The organism is Micromonospora sp. NPDC005174 (assembly GCF_040608495.1).
Lineage (GTDB): Bacteria > Actinomycetota > Actinomycetes > Mycobacteriales > Micromonosporaceae > Micromonospora.
In genome coordinates this window covers 41,064-58,536 of sequence record NZ_JBEXIJ010000033.1, presented here as the reverse complement: position 1 = coordinate 58,536, position 17,473 = coordinate 41,064, and the positions used below count along the sequence as shown (strand labels likewise).

The following is a 17,473-nucleotide window of genomic DNA, read 5'->3' as shown; positions in this document are numbered from 1 at the left end:
GCCGAGAATGAGGGCGAGTTTTCGGCTCGGTCGGATCGCGGGGGTGCCGGTCGGCGTCAACTGGAGCGTTCTGGTCATCTTCGCGTTGATCGCGTGGGGGCTGGCCGCCAACCAGTTCCCCCGCTCGTACCCGGACCGCTCACCCGTGGCGTACACCCTCGCGGGTCTGGCGGCGGCGGTGGTCTTCTTCGTCGGCCTGCTCGCCCACGAGGTGTCGCACGCCGTGGTGGCCAAGCGCAACGGGCTGACCGTCGACGGCATCACCCTGTGGCTGTTCGGTGGCGTGGCCGAGCTGAAGGGCGAGCCGCGCGACCCCGGCGCGGAACTGCGCATCGCGGGTGTCGGCCCGCTGGTCAGCCTGCTGCTCGGGGCGTTCTTCGGCGCCATCGCGTTGCTGATAACGCTCGCCGGGCAGGGTGGGCTGCTCTTCGGCGCGGTCGCGTGGCTGGCCGGTATCAACGTGCTGCTGGCGATCTTCAACGTGCTGCCGGCCGCGCCGCTGGACGGTGGCCGGCTGCTGCGCGCGGCGGTGTGGAAGGCCACCGGCGACCGGACCCGGGCGTCCGTGGTCGCCGCTCGGGCCGGTTGGGTCCTCGGCGCGCTGCTCATCGGCCTCGGGTTGTGGCAGTTCCTGTCCGGCGTCGGCTTCGGCGGGCTCTGGTTGGCGCTGATCGGCTGGTTCCTGATCGGCGCCGCCGGGATGGAGGAGCGGCAGGCCCGCACCGGAACCGCGCTGCGCGGAATCCGGGTCGTCGACGTGATGACGCCAGAGCCGCAGACCGCCTCGGCGGACATGACGGTCGCCGACTTCGTCGACCACTACCTCTTCGCGTACCGGCACTCGGCGCTGCCGCTGACCGAGCAGGGTCGTCCGACCGGCCTGGTCACCGTCGACCGGGTGCGGGGCGTACCCGCCGAGCGACGGGCGTCGACCACGCTGGCCGAGGTCGCCTGCCGGGCCGACGAGCTGGTGCTCGCCCAGCCAGGCGAACAGCTCAACGACCTGCTCCCCCGGCTCAGTGAATGCGCCGACGGTCGCGCCCTGGTGGTAGGCGACGATGGCCGCCTGACGGGAATCGTCTCCCCCAGCGACATCTCCCGCGCTGCCCAACGCGCCACCCTGCGCGCCCCCGCCTCCTCGCAGTGATCATGAAGTTGTTGCGCCGACACGCCGCGCCCGAAGGCAACAACTTCATGATCACCGGGGATCAGCGAGGATCAGCGAGGTCAGCGGGGGAAGTAGTGGTCTAGCTGGTTGGTGTGGAACTTGGCCTTGGGGTCCAGGTTGGTCAGCAGGGCTGTGAAGTCGGCGTGGCGGGGGTAGCGGGCGGCCAGCTCGGTCGGGTCGGTGACGAAGACCTTGCCCCAGTGGGGGCGCGGCGCGAACCGCGCCAGGCGCTCCTCCACCGCCGCCAGCACGGGCAGCACCGCGTCGGTGTCGGCGATCCAGGTGAAGTGGACGACGAAGCTGTCCCGCTGGTAATTGGGGCTGAGCCACAGCTCGTCGGCGGCCACCGTCCGCAGCTCGCAGACGTGCAGGACCGGGGCGATCAGGTGCGCCACGTCGGCCAGCGCGGCGAGGGCGTCGGCCGCCGCGCTGCGCGGCAGGTGGTACTCGGACTGCAACTCGTCACCGCTGCTCGGGGTGAAGCCGAGCTTGAAGTGCGGCAGCCGCTCGTGCCACGGGCCCGGCTCGCCGAGTTGCGGGGTGCAGTTCTCCGGCGGCATGCCGAGGACCGGATGCCGGGGCTGGTCGGCGGCGGTGGTGCCGAGCCAGTCCGCCTCCGGGGGCGGCTGGTCCGCGAACTGCTTGCGCCAAACCTCCCGCAGTTGGGGCGTACGCCAGTCGGTGAAGACGCTCACGCTGTACGCCGAGTCGAACGCCTCGTCCAACGCGTCGGGGTCGAGGTCGAGCCGTACGTACTGGCGCAGCTCGAAGGTCGGCACCAGGTCCAGGGTGACCCGGGTGACCAGGCCGAGCGCGCCGAGCCCCACCACCATCCCGGCGAATGTGTCGGTGTCGCGGTCGATCCGCAGCAGGTCGCCGTCGGCGGTGACCAGCTCCAGGCCGGCGACGGCGCTGGCCAGGTTGCCGTGGGTGGGGCCGGAGCCGTGGGTGGCGGTGGCCACCGCGCCGGCGACCGAGATGTGCGGCAGCGAGGCCATGTTGGCCAGGGCGTACCCCTGGGTGTGCAGGTGTCGGGCGAGGTCGCCGTAGCGCATCGCGCCGCTCACGGTGACCTGGGCGCGCTCGCGGTCCACCGCGACGCTCTCGGGCAGGCCGGCGAGGCTGACCAGGTCGCCGTCGGTGTCACCGAGGCGGTTGAAGGAGTGCCCGGTGCCCAGCGCGCGAACGCGCCGGCTGCCGGCGACGAGGCGACGCAGCTCGTCGAGCGAGGTCGGCCGGTGGAACGCCCGGGCCGCGTAGCGGACGTTGCCGGCCCAGTTGCGGCGCGGCACCTCGGGAGCTGCGGTCGAGGTGGCGTTCGGTCCCGGGGTGGTCACGTGGCGGTCTCCCGATCGGTGGACTGCTGGTCGGCCAGGGCGGCGACGAGCGCGTCCAGAACCGTATCCGTCTGGGACGTGTTGTAACCACGTTGGGCGATCGGCAGACCGGCCGCGGTGGCTCGTTCGATCTCACCCCGGGCTGCCTGCCGGGCCGCCGCGTCGCCGGACAGCAGGGCGTCCTGGCCGCGCCGGATCAGCCGATCGACCCGGTCCATCGCATAACCGCGCAGGCCGACGGTGAGATCCGGAATGGCGAAGGCGGCGCGCCGCCGGGCGAGCAGGTCGACGAAGCGGTCTCCGCCATGCTGGGTGAGCGCTTCGGCCACCTGCTCGGGCTGCTCGCGGACCTGGTCGAGGACGAGCAGTTCGATGGCCGGCCGGCCGTCGAGCGGGTGTCGGGCCGTCACCAGCTCACGCGGCAGAGCCTGCGCCGGCACCAGCAGCAGCCTCGGCGGCGTCGGGTAACCGTCGCGCCGAGGCGGCTCGTCGAGGACCACCGTCTCGACCTCGGCCCACCGGAACTCCCGGCGCAGGCCGGGTCGTCGGATGCTGAGCCCGTCCGCGTGGATTCCGAACCGGAACGGCCGCAACGCGCTGACCAGCGCCACCGCGCCGAGCGCGATCGCGCCCACCGCGATGATCGTCCGTAGCAGGGCGCGGTCGCTGGGATAGACCAACAGAAGCACTCCACCGAGTACGCACACCAGGGCGAGCGCACGGGCCCCCCGATTCCGGCGCAATTCCACGCTCGGACCCCCGTTTCATGACCGTGGCGTCGGTCCCGACATCTTCCGCCGAACCGGGCACCAGGGACACCGGTCGATCGGGCACGGTTGTTCTCGTCGTCGTCGGGGAACCCTACGCCCATGAGCAGCTACCGTGATCCGGCCGCACGAGGTGACGTCTTCCCCTCCGAGGAGGAGCTGGACCCGACCGGCAGTGTGGTCGAGCAGGCCAGCGCGCCGCCGGGCGTCCGGTTGCCGAACCACCCGGGACCCACGCCCGGCCCCCGTCCGACACCCGCACCCGCGCCCGCGCCGACGCCCGTACCTGCGCCCGGGCCACCGCCCCGCGAGCCGGTCGGCGAGTCGCGGTCGATCGTGACGCGGCACCTGGACGGGTCGGTCGAGGTGGTCACCGACCTCGACGGTGACGGCGTCGCCGACATCGTCCAGATCGACGTGAACGGTGACGGCGTACCGGACATCACCTATGTGGACAGTGACCGCGACGGCCGGCTGGACACCGTGCTGGGCGACCCGGGCCGGCACGCGCAGCACCGCGCCTGACCGGCCGTCCGGCTCACAGGTTCGCCAGCACCTCGCTCGCCACCAGGTCGAGGTGGTCCAGGTCGCCGAGGTCCAGCACCTGGAGGTAGATGCGCTGGCTGCCGATCTTCGCGTACCGGCCGATGGTGTCCAGGACCTCGTCGGGCGTACCGGCGACGCCGTTGGCCCGCAGCTCGTCCGCGTCGCGGCCGATGGCGGCGGCCCGGCGGGACACCTCGGCGTCGTTGCGGCCGCAGCAGAGCACGAGCGCGTTGGACCAGACCAGCTCCGCCGGGTCGCGGCCGATCTCGCCGCACGCCGCGCGGACACGGTCGAACTGCGCGGCCGAGTCCGCCGCCGACGCGAACGGCAGGTTGAACTCGTCCGCGTAGCGGGCGGCCAGCCGGGGCGTCCGCTTCGGCCCCATCCCGCCCAGCAGGATCGGAGGGCGTGGCTGCTGCACCGGCTTGGGCAGGGCCGGGGAGTCGCTGACCGGGTAGTACCGGCCCGGGTGGCTGAACGTCTCGCCCGCCGGGGTGTCCCACATCCCGGTGATGATCGCGAGCTGCTCTTCGAGCCGGTCGAACCGCTCACCCAGGGCCGGGAACGGGATGCCGTACGCGGTGTGCTCGTCGCCGTACCAGCCGGTGCCGATGCCCAGCTCCACGCGACCGCCGCTCATCTGGTCCACCTGCGCCACCGTGATCGCCAGCGGGCCGGGCAGCCGGAAGGTGGCGGCGGTCATCAGCGTGCCGAGTCGGATGCGGCTGGTGTCACGGGCCAGTCCGGCCAGCGTGGTCCACGCGTCGGTGGGGCCGGGGTCGCCGCTCACCGAGCCCATCTTGAGGTAGTGGTCGGATCGGAAGAACGCGCCGAAACCGGCGTCCTCGGCGTGCCGCGCCACCGCGAGAAGCTGGTCGTACGTGGCGCCCTGCTGGGGTTCGGTGAAGATCCGCAGTTCCATGCTCCGAGCATAGATAGCCGCCTCGGCTGCCGCTCCGGGACGGCCGGCTTCCTCCCCTGCCGGGTCGCCCACCCGGCCACCCCGGAGCCGCTGCGTGGATCAGACGTACGGCCTGGTGGCGTACGCGGTCCGCAGCGCCGCCAAGCCGGCCGACTTCGGCGACAGGGTGCCCCACCCGGAGTTGAAGTAGTTGGTCCGGGCGATGAGAGGCCCCCGCTCGGCGTTGAGCTGGGCGATCGCCGCCGGAACGGTGGCGATCCAGGCCGGCTGGTTGGGGATCTCGGCCGCGCGCACCCCGTACTCCGCGATGATCACGGGCCGGGACAGCGCCACCGGGCCGAGATCCGCCACCGCCCAGTCCTTCGTCCGGCGGAAGCGGGCCAGCGCGGTCTGCCCGACGGCCGTCGCGTAGGCGTTCCACTGGAGGTAGTCCAGCCGCGACATCAGTGACTCGGGGTGGGTGCGCTGGAAACACGCCCGGTCGAAGCCACCCAGACCGACCGAGAAGGTCGTCCCGGTGGGCAGGGTCCGGGCCTTGAACCAGGTGACGATGTAGGTCACGGCCTGCACCGCCCGCGCGTCCGACTCGGCCCAGGTGTACGCCTTGCCGGCCTCGGTCGTGCCGAACTCGTGGTCGGTGTCCAACTCGGACGCGAGTTGGATGTTCACCCCGAAGCCGAGCGTCCGGTACTGCGACAGGGCACGAGCGAACAACCCGTCGCACTGGCCGTTGAGCACCTGGGTGTAGCCGTACGCCTTCGGCCAGGTGGTGCCGGGGCGTTGCTGGATCGTCATCGCCGGGGCCGGCACGGTGTAGGTGACGCCGTCCACGGTGAAGGTCTGCGGCCCGGCGTCGCCGGCGCCGTAGTGCTTCAACTCCAGCACCATGTTCATCTGCACGCCGGCCTTGCCCAGGTTGACCAGCCACGGCCGGTTGTAGCCGGGGAAGATGTAGCCGTCGGCGAAGCTGCGGTACTGGGTCAGCGAGCGGAAGTTGCCGCCGGCCATGTCGGCGGTGGGGTCGGCCCCGCCGGACAGGTAGTAGCCGCCGAGCACCGGTTGGCGCAGGCTGTAGTCGACACCTGTCGTCGCCGTGTTGCCGGCCGAGTCACGGACCTGGACGGTGACCCGGGGCATCACGCCACCGCCCGGTACACGGCCACGGAGCCGTTGTCGGAGACCCGGGTCCAGGTACGCCCGGAGTTGTCGGAGACGCTCACGGTGAGCGGGTCGATGACCGCGGTGACCTTGACCGGCGCGCTGCTGTTGCCCTGCGCGTCGGTGACCACGATGGTGACGGTCAGCGGTTTGGTGTCGGCGTCGGAGTACGTGACGGTCAGCAGCATCTGGTCACCCGGCGCGAAGACGGATGCGTTCAGGGCTGCGGTCGCGGTAGGAGCCGCCATGACAGGGCCTCTCTGATTCGGTCGCCGGGTCGGGCGCGCGGGTGAGCGACGCCGGACGAGGCGGGATCCACGATGCGTGGGGTTGTCGGGCACGTGGGCGACGCGCCGGTTGGGCGACGTCGCCCGCGATGGAGGGTGTCTCCGGAGAGTGGGGATGTGGCCCGACATCCGCTGTCTCCTCACCTGCCTCAAGGGTGCTCTACCAGGGGCTTTACCGTCTTGTCCGGTTAGCGACAAACGCCCGGTGTCGGACTATGCGTCGGCCGTGGGGATAGCCGATCGAAAGCTCGCCGACAGCGCGCTGTGCTGGACTACCGGCGTGCCGCGAGCCGACGAGACGTGCCTGCACGACCTGGTGACCGAGCAGGCCGCCCGGACGCCCGACGCGGTGGCCGTGCTGGCCGACGACGGGGAGCTGCGCTACGCCGATCTGGTGGCCCGCGCCAACCGGCTCGCCCATCGCCTGCGCGCTCGCGGGATCGATGTGGACACCCCGGTCGGGGTCGTCGCCGAACGTGGGGTCGACCTGGTCGTCGCGCTGCTCGGAGTGCTCGTCGCCGGCGGGGCGTACGTGCCGCTCGACCCGGACCTGCCCGCCGAGCGGCTGGGCTACCAGCTCGACGACGCCGATCCGCCGGTCGTGTTGGCGCAGCGCCACCTGCTCGACCGGGTTCCCGGCGTCGACCCGGCGCGGTGGTGCGTCGTGGACGACGAGTCGGCGCAGCCAGGGCCGACCAGCCCACCGCCCCGGCGCGCCAGCCCGGACAGCCTTGCCTACCTCATCTACACGTCCGGTTCGACGGGCCGACCCAAGGGCGTGTGCGTGCCACACCGGGGCATCGTCAACCGGATCGGCTGGATGCAGGACACCTACCGGCTACGCGCCGACGACGTGGTGCTGCAGAAGACCCCGTACGGCTTCGACGTGTCGGTGTGGGAGTTCTTCTGGCCGCTGGTCGCCGGGGCCCGGCTGGTGCTGGCCCGTCCGGGCGGGCACCGCGACCCCGCCTACCTGGCGGCGACGGTCGTCCGGCGGAACGTGACCACGCTGCACTTCGTGCCGACGATGCTGGCGCAGTTCCTGGCCGAACCCGACCTGCCGTCCATGCCGACGCTCCGACGCGTGATGTGCAGCGGTGAGGCCCTGCCGGTCGCCCTGGCCCGGGAGGCGACCCGGCGGCTCCCGGGTGACCTGCACAACCTGTACGGCCCCACCGAGGCGTCGGTGGACGTCTCCGCACACCGGGTCCGGCCGCCACTGCACGGGACGAGCGTGCCGATCGGCGTCCCGATCGCCAACGTCAGCCTGCACGTGCTGGACGACCACCTGACCCCGACGCCCACCGGTGTCGTCGGCGAGCTGTACATCGGTGGGATCGGCCTGGCCCGCGGCTACCACCGTCGCCCGGCGTTGACGGCCGAGGTGTTCGTGCCCGACCCGGGCGGCTCCGGCCGGCTCTACCGCACCGGCGACCTGGCCCGCCGGCTACCCGACGGCGAGTTCGACTTCGTGGGCCGCCGTGACGGGCAGGTGAAGATCCGCGGCAACCGCGTCGAGCTGGGCGAGATCGAGCAGACGCTGCTGGAGCACGAGGGGGTCCGCGAGGCGGCGGTGACCGTACGGCATCTCGCCTCCGGGCATCCGCAGCTGGTCGCGTACGTGGCCCCGCCCGGTTCCCCGGTGGACGAGCTGCGTGCCCGGCTGACCCGCCGGCTGCCCGACTACATGGTGCCCGCGCTGTTCGTGCACCTGGACCACCTCCCGGTCACACCGAGCGGCAAGACCGATCGTCGGGCGTTGCCCGCGCCACCCGACGACGGGCCGGAGCCGGTGGACCCGCCAGCCGACGGCGTGCCGGCCCGACTGGCCGCGCTCTGGTCACAGGTGCTCGAGCGGGGCCGGGTGGGCCCCGACGACGACTTCTTCGCCCTGGGCGGTGACTCGGTGCTGGCCATGCGGGTGGTGGCGCTGGCACGCCGGTCCGGACTCCGGTTGACCACCCGGCAGCTGTTCGCGTACCCGACGCTCACCGCGCTCACGCCGCACGTCCAGGTGGCCGGTCCGACGCCGGAGCTGCGGGACGGCCCGCCGTTCGCGCTCTGCCCGGTCGACCCGGCGCTGCTGAGCGGTCCGGCGCGGCCGGTCGACGGGTACCCGCTGACCCCCATGCAGGAGGGCATGCTCTTTCACACCCTGCTCTCCCTCGGCGCGGCGGACTACCTCCAGCAGCACGTCTACCGGCTGAACCGGCCGGTGGACGTGGCCGTGCTGGCGGACGCGTGGCGGGAGGCGGTGCACCGGCATCCGGCGCTGCGCACGACCGTCCGGTGGGAGGACGTCGCCGAGCCGGTGCAGCTCGTCCACGAGGGGCACCCACCCGACGTGCGGGTGCTCGACGGGCCGGTCGACCTGCGACGGCTGCTGGCCGACGAGCGCCACGCCGGGTTCGACCTGGGCGCCGCGCCGCCGGTACGGCTCACGCTCGTCCGCCGGGCGACAGAGGGCGTCGACCTCGTGCTCACCTTCCACCATCTGCTGCTCGACGGGTGGAGCCTGGCCATCCTGCTCGCCGAGGTGCTGGACGGGCGACGCGAGCCGGTGATCCCGCCACGGCGGCATCTGCGCTGGCTGGCCGAGGCGGACCGGGCGACCGACCACTGGAAGCGGCTGCTCGCCGGCTTCGCGGCGCCCACCCCGCTGCCTCGCCCTCCGGTGCCCGCGCCGGGCAGCGCCGCCACCGTGGACTTCCCCGCCGTCGAACGGCAGGTGGGGTTGCCGGGCACCGGCGTGGCACGGCTGCCCCTCGCCGACCGGCTGCGGGCCGCGCTGACCGGCCACGCCGCCAGCGCCGGCGTGACGCCGTACGCCGTGACGCTCGGCGCGTGGGCGCTGGTCCTGGCCGGGTACGCCGACAGCGACGACGTGGTGGTCGGGGTGACGGTCGCCGGCCGACCCGACGACCTGCCCGGCGCGGACTCGATCGTCGGCCTACTGATCAACACGGTGCCGTTACGGGTGCGGTTCGACCCCGACGCACCCTTCGCCGAGACGCTGCGGGCCGTGCAGGCCCAGCAGGTCGCCAGCCGGGAGTACGAGCACCAGTCGCTGACCGACATCACCCGCGCCAGCGACCTGTCACCGGGCACACCGCTGTTCCACAGCATCGTGGTCTTCCAGAACCACCCGCCCCTGCCGGCCGGACTGTCCCCGGTCGACGTGGTGGAGAGCACCGGCTACCCGTTGACCCTGGTGGTGGAGCCGACCCCGGAGCTGGTGCTACGTCTGCTGATCGAGGACGACGCGGTGAGCCCGGCCGAGGGCGGGCGGCTGTTGACCGACCTGCGCCGCGTGCTCGACGTCGTGACGGCCCAGCCGGACGCCACGACCGGCGAGGTGCGGGCCGCGCTCAGGGCCGGCTGAGCACCTCGTCGATCACCGTCAGCGCGCGCTCGACGTCCGCGCCGGTCACGCCCGAATGGGTGACCGCCCGGACCCGGCCGTGCCCCAACTCGGCCAGGGCCACCCCCGCGGCGTGGGCCTCGGCGAGGAACCGCGCCCGGGTCAGCCGGTGCTCCGGCACCCGGAACATGACGATGTTGGTCTGCACCGACGCCGGATCGACCTCGATCCCGTCGATGGTGGCCAACCCTTCGGCGAGTCGACGGGCGTTCGCGTGGTCCTCGGCGAGCCGGCCGTGTTCGCGGATCGCGATGATGCCGGCCGCCGCGATGACGCCGGCCTGGCGCATCCCACCGCCGAGCATCTTGCGGATCCGACGCACGCGCTCGATGACGTCGGCATCACCGACCACCATCGAGCCGATCGGCGCGCCGAGCCCCTTGGAGAGGCAGAACTGCACCGAATCGGCGTACCGGGCGATCTCCGCGACGTCGATGCCCGCGCCGACCGCCGCGTTGAAGATCCGCGCGCCGTCGAGGTGCACCGGAACGCCGCGCTCGTCGGCGAACCGGCGGACCTCGGCCAGGTAGGCCGTGGGCAGGATCTTGCCGCCGCAGCGGTTCTGCGTGTTCTCCAGGCAGATCAACGCGGGTACGGCGAACTGCGGGTCGTCGGGGTCGTCGGGGAACCCGGCGGCCAGGTCGCTCAGCAGCAGACGGCCGTCGGGCTGGTTCGGCACCGGCTGGTAGGTCACGCCGCCGCAGACCGACGCGCCACCGGCCTCGTAGATGTAGATGTCGCTCTCCGCGCCCACGAGCATGGCCGCGCCGCGTGGCGCGTGCGTCATGATCGTCGCCAGGTTGGCCATCGTGCCGCTGGGGGTGAGGCACGCCGCCTGTTTGCCCAGCGTGGACGCGGCCAACTCCTCCAGCTCGCGGACGGTCGGGTCCTCGCCGTACACGTCGTCCCCGAGTGGGGCGCGGACCATCGCGTCGCGCATGGCCGGGGTGGGCAGGGTGAAGGTGTCGCTGCGCAGCTCGATCACGACACGTCCACCCGCACCGTGAGCAGGTCGCCGGCCTCGGCGAGGACGGCGAGCACCTGGGCGGCGTCGTCCCCGACGGCGATCAGGTGCCCCACCCGGTCGTACGCGTTCTCCGGCGGCCGGACCGGCGTGCCCGGGCCGGCGGTGACGGTCACCCCCCGTACTCCCGCGCAGCGGCTGGCCTCCTGGACCCCGTCCACGCCGGCGAGGGTGCCGGCGCGGTCGGCGGTGAGGAAGCGGATACCCGCGTACCCCTTGCTGGTCGGGGTGAGCGTCACCGGCAGACCGGTCGCCGCGCGCAGTTGCGCGTCGAGCAGTTCCACACCCGTCGCGGCACGGATGAGCTCGGGGATCATCCCACCGGCCGGCCGCGGATTGATCTCGACCAGAGCCGGCCCGGCGGGCGTGAGCCGCACCTCGGTGTGTGTCGCGCCGACGCTCATGCCCACCGCCGTCAGCGCCCGGCGAACCAGGTCGGTCACCTCCGCGGCGGCCTCCGGTGGCAGCCCTGCCGGGAAGACGTGCTGCCGCTCCACGAAGTACGGCGGCGGGTCGACCCGCTTGTCGGTGATGCCCAGGCAGTGCTGGGTTTCGCCCGTGCCGAACAGCTCCACGCTCACCTCCGGTCCGTCGAGGTACGCCTCCACCAGCACCCGCCGGGCGGTGGGCAGGCCGCGCACGTTGTGGCGTACGGCGAGGACGCGCTCGGTCTGGGCGAGCGCCTCGGCGACGGTGGCGCAGAGCCGGACGCCGTTGGACCCGGAGTCGTCGACCGGCTTCACCACGCACGGCAGGCCCGCCTGCTCGACCGCTGCCGCCACCCGAGCGGCGAGTGTCGCGGCCGGGCTCTCCTCGACGATCGCGTAGCGGGGTTGGCGCACCCCGGCGGCGTCCAGCGCCACCCGCAGCCGACCCTTGTCCCGGCAGGTCAGCACCGCGTCGACGGGGTTGCCGGGCAGCCCGAGCCAGCCGGTCAGCTCGGCCACCGCCGGGACGAAGAAGTCGCTCGTGCTCGTCACCCCGGCCAACTCCTCGCGGCGGTAGCGGGCCTGCACGAACGCGCGCAGCGCCGGCACCGACGCGGTGTCGCAGACCAGGACCTCGGCCCCCGTCTGAGCCAGTCCGGCGTACCGGGTCGGGTCGGCGGTCAGCAGCACCGGACGGAAGCCCAGGTCGGCGGCGCGGCGCAGGGCGAGCATCCCGGTGCCGGTGGTGTTGGACTCGACGAAGAGCAGGTGCCGCTGGTCGGCCGGCGGTGCGAGGGCCGCCCGCGACCACGACGTCACCACGGTGTCCGGCTCGACGACGGCCGGCTCGGCGGCCAGCGGCAGCGCGGTGAGCCCGGTGGCGGCCCAGTAGTCGTCGTCGTAGACGGTGTCGGCGTACCGGTCGCCACGGTCGGGGAAGATGCCGACCACCCGACCACCGGGCGGGGTACGACGGGCCACGTCGCACAGCACCCGGTAGACCGAGCCGGACGTGTTGCCGGCGAAGATCTGCTGCTCGCGGGCCAGCTCCCGGGTGGCCACGAACGCCTCGTGGTCGTTGAGCCAGTGCACCTCGTCGATCAGCCGGCGGTCCAGGTTCGCTGGCAGGAGGCTGTTGCCCAGACCGCTCTGGAGGCGGCCCGGCTGGTCCGGCTGACCGAACAGCATGCTGCCCACGCAGTCCACCCCGACCACCCGCAGCTCGGGCAGGCGTCGGCGCAGCGCCCGGGAACTGCCGCAGAGCGACCCGCCGCTGCCCACCGAGCCGACCAGCACGTCGAACGGGCCGAGGTCGGCGAGCACCTCGTCGGCCAGCCACCGGTACGCACCGGGATTGTCCGGGTTGGTGTACTGCTGCGGCCAGAACGCCCCGGGCAGCCCGGCCAGCAGTTCCTGAAGCCGCTCGATCCGGGCGCTCTGCCACCCGTGCGAGGTCATCGCCGACACGACGTGCACCTCGCAGCCGAGTGCGCGCAGCTTCGCCAGGGTCACCCGGTCGATCCGGGGGTCGGTGACGATGTGCACCGGGTGCCCGAGCGAGCGGCCGACCAGGGCCACGCCGAGTGCCATGGTGCCCGACGAGCTCTCCACCACCGGGTCACCGTCGGCGAGCACACCGAGCCGACGCGCCTCGATGATCATCGCGCGGGCGACCCGGTCCTTCATCCCGTACAGGTTCTGCAACTCCAGCTTCGCGTACACCTCGACGGCCGGCGTGTCGGGCATCCGCAGACGGACCAACGGGGTGTGGCCGATGGCGTCGCGGATCGCATCGAAGCGCATCAGCCGCTCCCGGGAAGTTCGTCGGCGCCGAGCGACCGGTGCACGGTCACCTGGCCGGGCAGCGCGGCGCAGGCCAGGCGTACGTGGTCGATCTTCGCGGCGCGTTCCGGGTCGTCCTCGGCGAGCAGGACGCCGAGGGCGGTGCCGCTGTGCGCGATGACCAGGCCGTAACCCTCGACGTCGCGGCAGAGCCGGTGCACCACGTCGAAGTGCCGGCGCGGACGCAGCTTGCCGTTGAGGACGGCGCTGCGGGTGGTGACCCGGCCGACGGCGGGCAGGTCACCGGCGCGTACCGCCGCGGTGAGGGCGGTGAGCAGGTGGGCGTACTCCTGCTTGTCGGCATCGTCGAACGGCTTGGGGATGCGGTTGAAACGGATGGTGTCGACCGCGCCGCCCTCGTCGTGCGCCACCACGGTGAGCGGGGGCAGGACGCCGATCCTCTCCCGCAGCCGCACCTCACGGTGGTAGAAGGCGACGATCCCGTCGTACATGACGCCGTCGGAGGGCTCGATCTGGCGCAGCAGCGACTCGATGGTGCGCTCGCTCAGCGGCATGCCGAACGCGTCCCCGACCGCCCGTGCGGTGGCCACCAGGTCCGCCGACGAGCTGGCGAAGCCCTTGCCCTCGGCCAGCTCGCCGCCCAGCTCCAGCACACCGCCGCCGGACAGGCCGAACAGCTCCATGATGGTGGCCGCCAGCCGGGCCGACTTGCGCTTGTGCCGGGGGAAGACGCGGATGTGGTCGAGGTCGTTCGTCGGCCAGAAGGTGGCGGTCGCCCACTGGGCCATCGGGAACGTCACCAGGAAGTCCCGGTCGGCGTCGGGCAGGACGCCCTGCAACAGCTCGCCGAAGGTGCCGAACGCCGTACCGACGCCGAGCCGGCCGGTGGCCGCCAGCAGCGCGTCCCGATCGGCCGTGCACGCCCCCTCGCCCATGTCGTCAGCCGATCCCGTGGCCCACGCCGGCCGGGGCCAGCCCCAGCAGCCGGTCGGTCTCCTCGGTCGCCGCCCGGTCGGTCGCGGCCCGCCGCTCCCACTGCGCCCGTAGCTCGTCGTACTCGTGCGCCTGCGTCGACAGCAGCTCGACCACTGCCGACGGCCGGGTCGAGCCGGTGGTGCGCCGAGCCGCCAGACCCGCGTGCACGTCGAACGCCTCGCGCAGCAACGTCGCCGGGTCGACCAGCCGGTAACCCTCGGCGGCGGTGGTCGCCGCCAGCAGCTCGGGGTCGGTGTCCCGGGGTGCCCGACCGGCCGACGCCACGGCCACCACGTACCGGCCGGCGAGCACCTGGGCCCGCCGCCACGGCACGCCCTCGCGCAGGGTCAGCAGGTTGGCCAGCGCGAACCCGCCCAGGAACTCGCGCTCGCAGGCGGCCAGCATCTTCTCGGGGCGCAGGCGCAGACCGTCCACCACGGCGGTCAACAGCCGTAGCAGCGACCGGGTGGCGCCGATCGCGGAGTGCAGGTAGATGCCGGCCTCCTTGGACACCTCGACCAGGTTGGCGTACGGGGTGTTGCGCTGCCCGAGCAGCGCGTCGGTGTGGAAGGCGGCCAGGTGCGCCGAGCGGCCCCGGATTCGTTCCAGGATCGGGAAGTTCTTCTTCTGCGGCATGGCCGAGGAGATGCCGCTCAACTCGTCGGGCAGGTCCAGGAAGCCCAGGTCGCTGCCACCCCAGGTGATCAGGTCGGTGACGAACCGGCTGGTCTCCGCGCCGAACAGGGACAACTCGGCGGTGACCTCCAGCACCCAGCGCCGGGACGCCACCGCGGTCAGCGCGTGCGGCTGGGCCGCCCGGAAGCCGAGCAGCCGGGCCATCCGGTCCCGGTCCCACGGGAGGTCCTGACCGGCCATCGCGCCCGCGCCGAGGGGGCAGGCGTCGATCCCGTCGTACGTGCTCAGCAGCCGGCGCAGGGTGTGCAGCACGTGCCCGGAGAACGCGGCCAGATGGAAGCCCGGCGTGATCACCTGCGCGGCCTGGAAGTGGGTGTAGCCGGGCATCGGCGTCGTGGTGTACGCGCCGGCCCGGCGGTGCAGGGCGGCCCCCAGCCCGAGCAGCGCCTGCGCCACCCCGACCACCTGCTGCCGGCCGAAGAGCAACTGCGCGGTGGCCTGGAGATCGTTGCGACTGCGGTCGACGTGCCAGAGCGGCAGCGGCTCGGTCAGCGCCGCCTCGACGTGCCGTTCCAGGGCGAACGCGAGATCCGACAGGTTAGCCACCGGGTCGGCGATGAGCGCGGCCGGGCCGGCGCTGTCCAGGCCGGCCGCCACGGCTGTCGCCTGGTCGGCGGTGAGGAGCCCCATCCGCTGGTATTCCAGCGCCAGGACCTTCTCGACCGCCACGTACGACGGCAGCAGGTGCTCGACCTCGAAGTGGAACTGCGGCGCCAGCACCTCGTCGTGGAGCAGCCGGTCGGGTGGCTCGTCGATCCGCCCGGTCAGACCGGACGGCGCGCTGGTATTCACGATCGGCCTCCCCGTTGCGCCGGCCGCAGAAACATACCCAGGCCCGCAGCGACGTGACAACCCCTGTCGATATTCGCCGGTCCGCGACATACCGCGGCGAAAGCGCATCGATAGCGGACTCTGGCACCGTGGCTGGCGGCGAGGAGGTGCCGTGACGTCACTGGACGAGATGTTCGCGCGACAGGCCCACCGGACACCGTCGGCGACGGCCGTGGTGGACGACGACGGGGCGCTCGACTACGCGACGCTGGACAGGCGGGTGGGCGACCTGGTAGCCGCACTGCGTGACGCCGGTGTCCGTGCCGACCAACCCGTCGGGCTCATCCTGGACCGGTCGGCGCACATGGTGGCCGGCGTGCTGGCCGTGCTGCGCGCGGGCGGCGCGTACGTGCCGATCGAGCCGGAGACGCCCGCCGTCCGCCGGGAAGCGATCCTGACCGACGCCGCCGCGACCGTCTGCGTGGTGGGCCCGGCCCTGGTCGACGAGGTACGGGCCACCGGCCGGACCGCGGTGGTCCCCGACGCCACCCCCGCCGACCGCGCCCCGCTGGAACCGACGTCGCCGCACCCGGACCAGCTCTGCGCGATCTACTACACCTCCGGCTCCACCGGCCGACCCAAGGGCGTCGCCTGCACCCACGGCGGCTGGGCCAACCGGATGCGCTGGATGCAGGAGCGGCACCACCTCCAGCCCGGCGAGACCGTGTTGCAGAAGACCACGCTGACCTTCGACGACGCGGCGGTCGAGCTGCTCTGGCCGCTGCTGGTCGGCGGTCGGGTCGCCATGCTCGCCCCGGGCGCGCACCGCGACCCGCGGGCCATCATCGACGCGGCGATCCGGCACGAGGTCGTGCACCTCCAGTTCGTGCCGAGCGTGTTCGACCTCTTCCTGGAGACGCTCACCGACGCCGACGTGGCCGGGCTGAGCCGCCTGCGCAGTGTGCTGTGCAGCGGCGAGGCGCTGCGTCCGGAGCTGGTACGACGGTTCTTCGCGCGGTTCCCCGACGGGGTCTCGCTCGACAACACCTGGGGCGCCACCGAGGTGTCGATCGACTCGACGTACCACATCTGCCGGCCGACCGACGGCCGCGCGAGCGTGCCCATCGGCCAGCCCATGACCGGCAACCGGGTCACCGTGCGCGACGCCCGGCACCAGCCGGTCCGCGCCGGCGACGTCGGCGAGCTGTGCATCGGCGGGGTCGGCCTGGCCCGCGGCTACCAGGGTGACCCACGGCGCACCGCCGCGGCCTTCGTACCCGACCCGGACGGCTTCGGCGCGCGGATGTACCGCACCGGCGATCGCGGGGCGCAACGTCCGGACGGGACGCTGACGTTCGTCGACCGGGTCGACCACCAGGTCAAGATCCGTGGTGTACGGATCGAGCTGGGCGAGGTGGAGACGGCGCTGCGCGGCCATCCGGAGGTCGCCGACGCGGTGGTGCTCGCACTCGGCGCCGGCACGAAACACCTCGCCGCCTACCTGGTGCCCCGACGGGCCGAGGGCCTCTCGGTGGACGACGTGCGCGCCCACCTGCGGACGGTGCTGACCAGCTACGCCGTGCCCACCCACCTCACCGTGCTCGACCGGCTGCCGCTGCACCCCAACGGCAAGGTCGACCGGGCCGCGCTGGCGGCACTGCCGGCGCCCGGTGGTGACGAGGGCGCGTTGCTGGCGCCCCGGACGGTCACCGAGGAGACCGTCGCGGAGATCTGGTGCGCGGTGCTCGGCGTCGACCGGATCGGCGTCGACACGGACTTCTTCGCCGCCGGTGGGCACTCGCTGCTCGCCGTGCGCGTCCTCAGCCGGTTGCGGCAGGCGTTCGGCCTGGACATCCCGCTGCGGCTGATCTTCGACCACCCGACGATCGCGGCGTCCGCGGCCGAGCTGGAACGGCTCGTGCTGGCGGACCTGGAGGGAGCAGCGCGGTGACGAGCGACATCGACGAGCTGTCGTACAGCGTCGTGGTCAACCACGAGGAGCAGTATTCGATCTGGCCGGCCGAGCGGCCGGTGCCTGCGGGTTGGCGGGCCGAGGGCACCACCGGCAGCCGCGAGGAGTGCCTCGACCACGTCGAGCGGGTCTGGGTGGACATGCGCCCGGCGAGCCTGCGCCGGCACCTGGACGGCGCGCCGGACGACGTGGCCTGAC

Annotated in this window: 14 protein-coding genes; 5 read left to right on the top strand and 9 right to left on the bottom strand. The window is 73.0% G+C overall.

The genetic code is table 11. The features are described 5' to 3' along the window. The first annotated feature begins 7 nt into the window (after positions 1-7). Positions 8-1,147 carry a site-2 protease family protein gene (locus ABZU91_RS27480; RefSeq protein ID WP_355246344.1) on the top strand — a complete coding sequence of 380 codons (1,140 nt, stop codon included), beginning with the start codon at positions 8-10 and terminating at the stop codon, positions 1,145-1,147. Positions 1,148-1,227: 80 nt separating this feature from the next. On the opposite strand, the gene ABZU91_RS27475 is transcribed toward ABZU91_RS27480, so the two are convergent. Both ABZU91_RS27475 and ABZU91_RS27470 read right to left on the bottom strand, forming a co-directional pair. Next, positions 1,228-2,505 carry an FAD-binding protein gene (locus tag ABZU91_RS27475; RefSeq protein ID WP_355246341.1) on the bottom strand — a complete coding sequence of 426 codons (1,278 nt, stop codon included), beginning with the start codon at positions 2,503-2,505 and terminating at the stop codon, positions 1,228-1,230. Next, the gene (locus ABZU91_RS27470; protein WP_355246338.1) at positions 2,502-3,185 is read right to left on the bottom strand and encodes a hypothetical protein; all 684 of its coding nucleotides are present in this window, start codon (positions 3,183-3,185) and stop codon (positions 2,502-2,504) included. The genes ABZU91_RS27475 and ABZU91_RS27470 overlap by 4 nt, the downstream gene beginning before the upstream one ends. A 189-nt stretch (positions 3,186-3,374) precedes the next feature. On the opposite strand from ABZU91_RS27470, the gene ABZU91_RS27465 reads away from it, so the two are divergent. After that, on the top strand, positions 3,375-3,797 hold the full coding sequence (locus ABZU91_RS27465; protein WP_355246335.1) for a hypothetical protein: 423 nt from the start codon (positions 3,375-3,377) through the stop codon (positions 3,795-3,797). 13 nt (positions 3,798-3,810) lie between these two features. On the opposite strand, the gene ABZU91_RS27460 is transcribed toward ABZU91_RS27465, so the two are convergent. The 3 genes from ABZU91_RS27460 to ABZU91_RS27450 all read right to left on the bottom strand — a co-directional run bounded on the left by ABZU91_RS27460 (position 3,811) and on the right by ABZU91_RS27450 (position 6,146). Then, complete coding sequence (locus ABZU91_RS27460) at positions 3,811-4,740, bottom strand: LLM class F420-dependent oxidoreductase (protein ID WP_355246332.1); 930 nt, start codon at positions 4,738-4,740, stop codon at positions 3,811-3,813. Between the two features lie 99 nt (positions 4,741-4,839). Next, complete coding sequence (locus ABZU91_RS27455) at positions 4,840-5,877, bottom strand: hypothetical protein (protein WP_355246329.1); 1,038 nt, start codon at positions 5,875-5,877, stop codon at positions 4,840-4,842. After that, positions 5,877-6,146, bottom strand: a complete 270-nt coding sequence (locus ABZU91_RS27450) for a hypothetical protein (protein ID WP_355246326.1) — start codon at positions 6,144-6,146, stop codon at positions 5,877-5,879. The genes ABZU91_RS27455 and ABZU91_RS27450 overlap by 1 nt, the downstream gene beginning before the upstream one ends. Before the next feature lie 319 nt (positions 6,147-6,465). On the opposite strand from ABZU91_RS27450, the gene ABZU91_RS27445 reads away from it, so the two are divergent. Next, complete coding sequence (locus ABZU91_RS27445; protein WP_355246323.1) at positions 6,466-9,567, top strand: amino acid adenylation domain-containing protein; 3,102 nt, start codon at positions 6,466-6,468, stop codon at positions 9,565-9,567. On the opposite strand, the gene ltaE is transcribed toward ABZU91_RS27445, so the two are convergent. From ltaE to ABZU91_RS27425, 4 genes are read right to left on the bottom strand one after another with little or no spacing between them, the layout of a single operon-like run. Continuing rightward, on the bottom strand, positions 9,554-10,591 hold the full coding sequence (ltaE, locus tag ABZU91_RS27440) for a low-specificity L-threonine aldolase (protein ID WP_355246320.1): 1,038 nt from the start codon (positions 10,589-10,591) through the stop codon (positions 9,554-9,556). The two genes, ABZU91_RS27445 and ltaE, sit on opposite strands and share 14 nt — an antisense overlap. Continuing rightward, positions 10,588-12,861: a pyridoxal-phosphate dependent enzyme gene (locus tag ABZU91_RS27435; protein WP_355246317.1), complete on the bottom strand. Its 2,274-nt coding sequence runs from the start codon at positions 12,859-12,861 to the stop codon at positions 10,588-10,590. Before ABZU91_RS27435 ends, ltaE begins: the two co-directional genes overlap by 4 nt. Then, positions 12,861-13,796: a kinase gene (locus tag ABZU91_RS27430; RefSeq protein ID WP_355246315.1), complete on the bottom strand. Its 936-nt coding sequence runs from the start codon at positions 13,794-13,796 to the stop codon at positions 12,861-12,863. The genes ABZU91_RS27435 and ABZU91_RS27430 overlap by 1 nt, the downstream gene beginning before the upstream one ends. Positions 13,797-13,800: 4 nt before the next feature. Further along, positions 13,801-15,324: a lyase family protein gene (locus ABZU91_RS27425; protein WP_355246312.1), complete on the bottom strand. Its 1,524-nt coding sequence runs from the start codon at positions 15,322-15,324 to the stop codon at positions 13,801-13,803. A 151-nt stretch (positions 15,325-15,475) separates the two neighbouring features. On the opposite strand from ABZU91_RS27425, the gene ABZU91_RS27420 reads away from it, so the two are divergent. Continuing rightward, positions 15,476-17,254, top strand: a complete 1,779-nt coding sequence (locus tag ABZU91_RS27420; protein WP_355246309.1) for a non-ribosomal peptide synthetase — start codon at positions 15,476-15,478, stop codon at positions 17,252-17,254. Further along, positions 17,251-17,472 (top strand): MbtH family NRPS accessory protein, encoded by a 222-nt coding sequence (locus tag ABZU91_RS27415; protein ID WP_355246306.1) that lies wholly within the window; start codon positions 17,251-17,253, stop codon positions 17,470-17,472. Before ABZU91_RS27420 ends, ABZU91_RS27415 begins: the two co-directional genes overlap by 4 nt. The last annotated feature ends 1 nt before the right edge of the window (position 17,473 follow it).

What these genes read in the sequence shown, in the direction of transcription:
- ABZU91_RS27480 (WP_355246344.1), top strand. Translation starts at nt 8, where the DNA reads ATGAGGGCGAGTTTTCGGCTCGGTCGGATCGCGGGGGTGCCGGTCGGC.
- ABZU91_RS27465 (WP_355246335.1), top strand. Translation starts at nt 3,375, where the DNA reads ATGAGCAGCTACCGTGATCCGGCCGCACGAGGTGACGTCTTCCCCTCC.
- ABZU91_RS27460 (WP_355246332.1), bottom strand. Translation starts at nt 4,740, where the DNA reads ATGGAACTGCGGATCTTCACCGAACCCCAGCAGGGCGCCACGTACGAC.
- ABZU91_RS27455 (WP_355246329.1), bottom strand. Translation starts at nt 5,877, where the DNA reads ATGCCCCGGGTCACCGTCCAGGTCCGTGACTCGGCCGGCAACACGGCG.
- ABZU91_RS27450 (WP_355246326.1), bottom strand. Translation starts at nt 6,146, where the DNA reads ATGGCGGCTCCTACCGCGACCGCAGCCCTGAACGCATCCGTCTTCGCG.
- ABZU91_RS27435 (WP_355246317.1), bottom strand. Translation starts at nt 12,861, where the DNA reads ATGCGCTTCGATGCGATCCGCGACGCCATCGGCCACACCCCGTTGGTC.
- ABZU91_RS27430 (WP_355246315.1), bottom strand. Translation starts at nt 13,796, where the DNA reads ATGGGCGAGGGGGCGTGCACGGCCGATCGGGACGCGCTGCTGGCGGCC.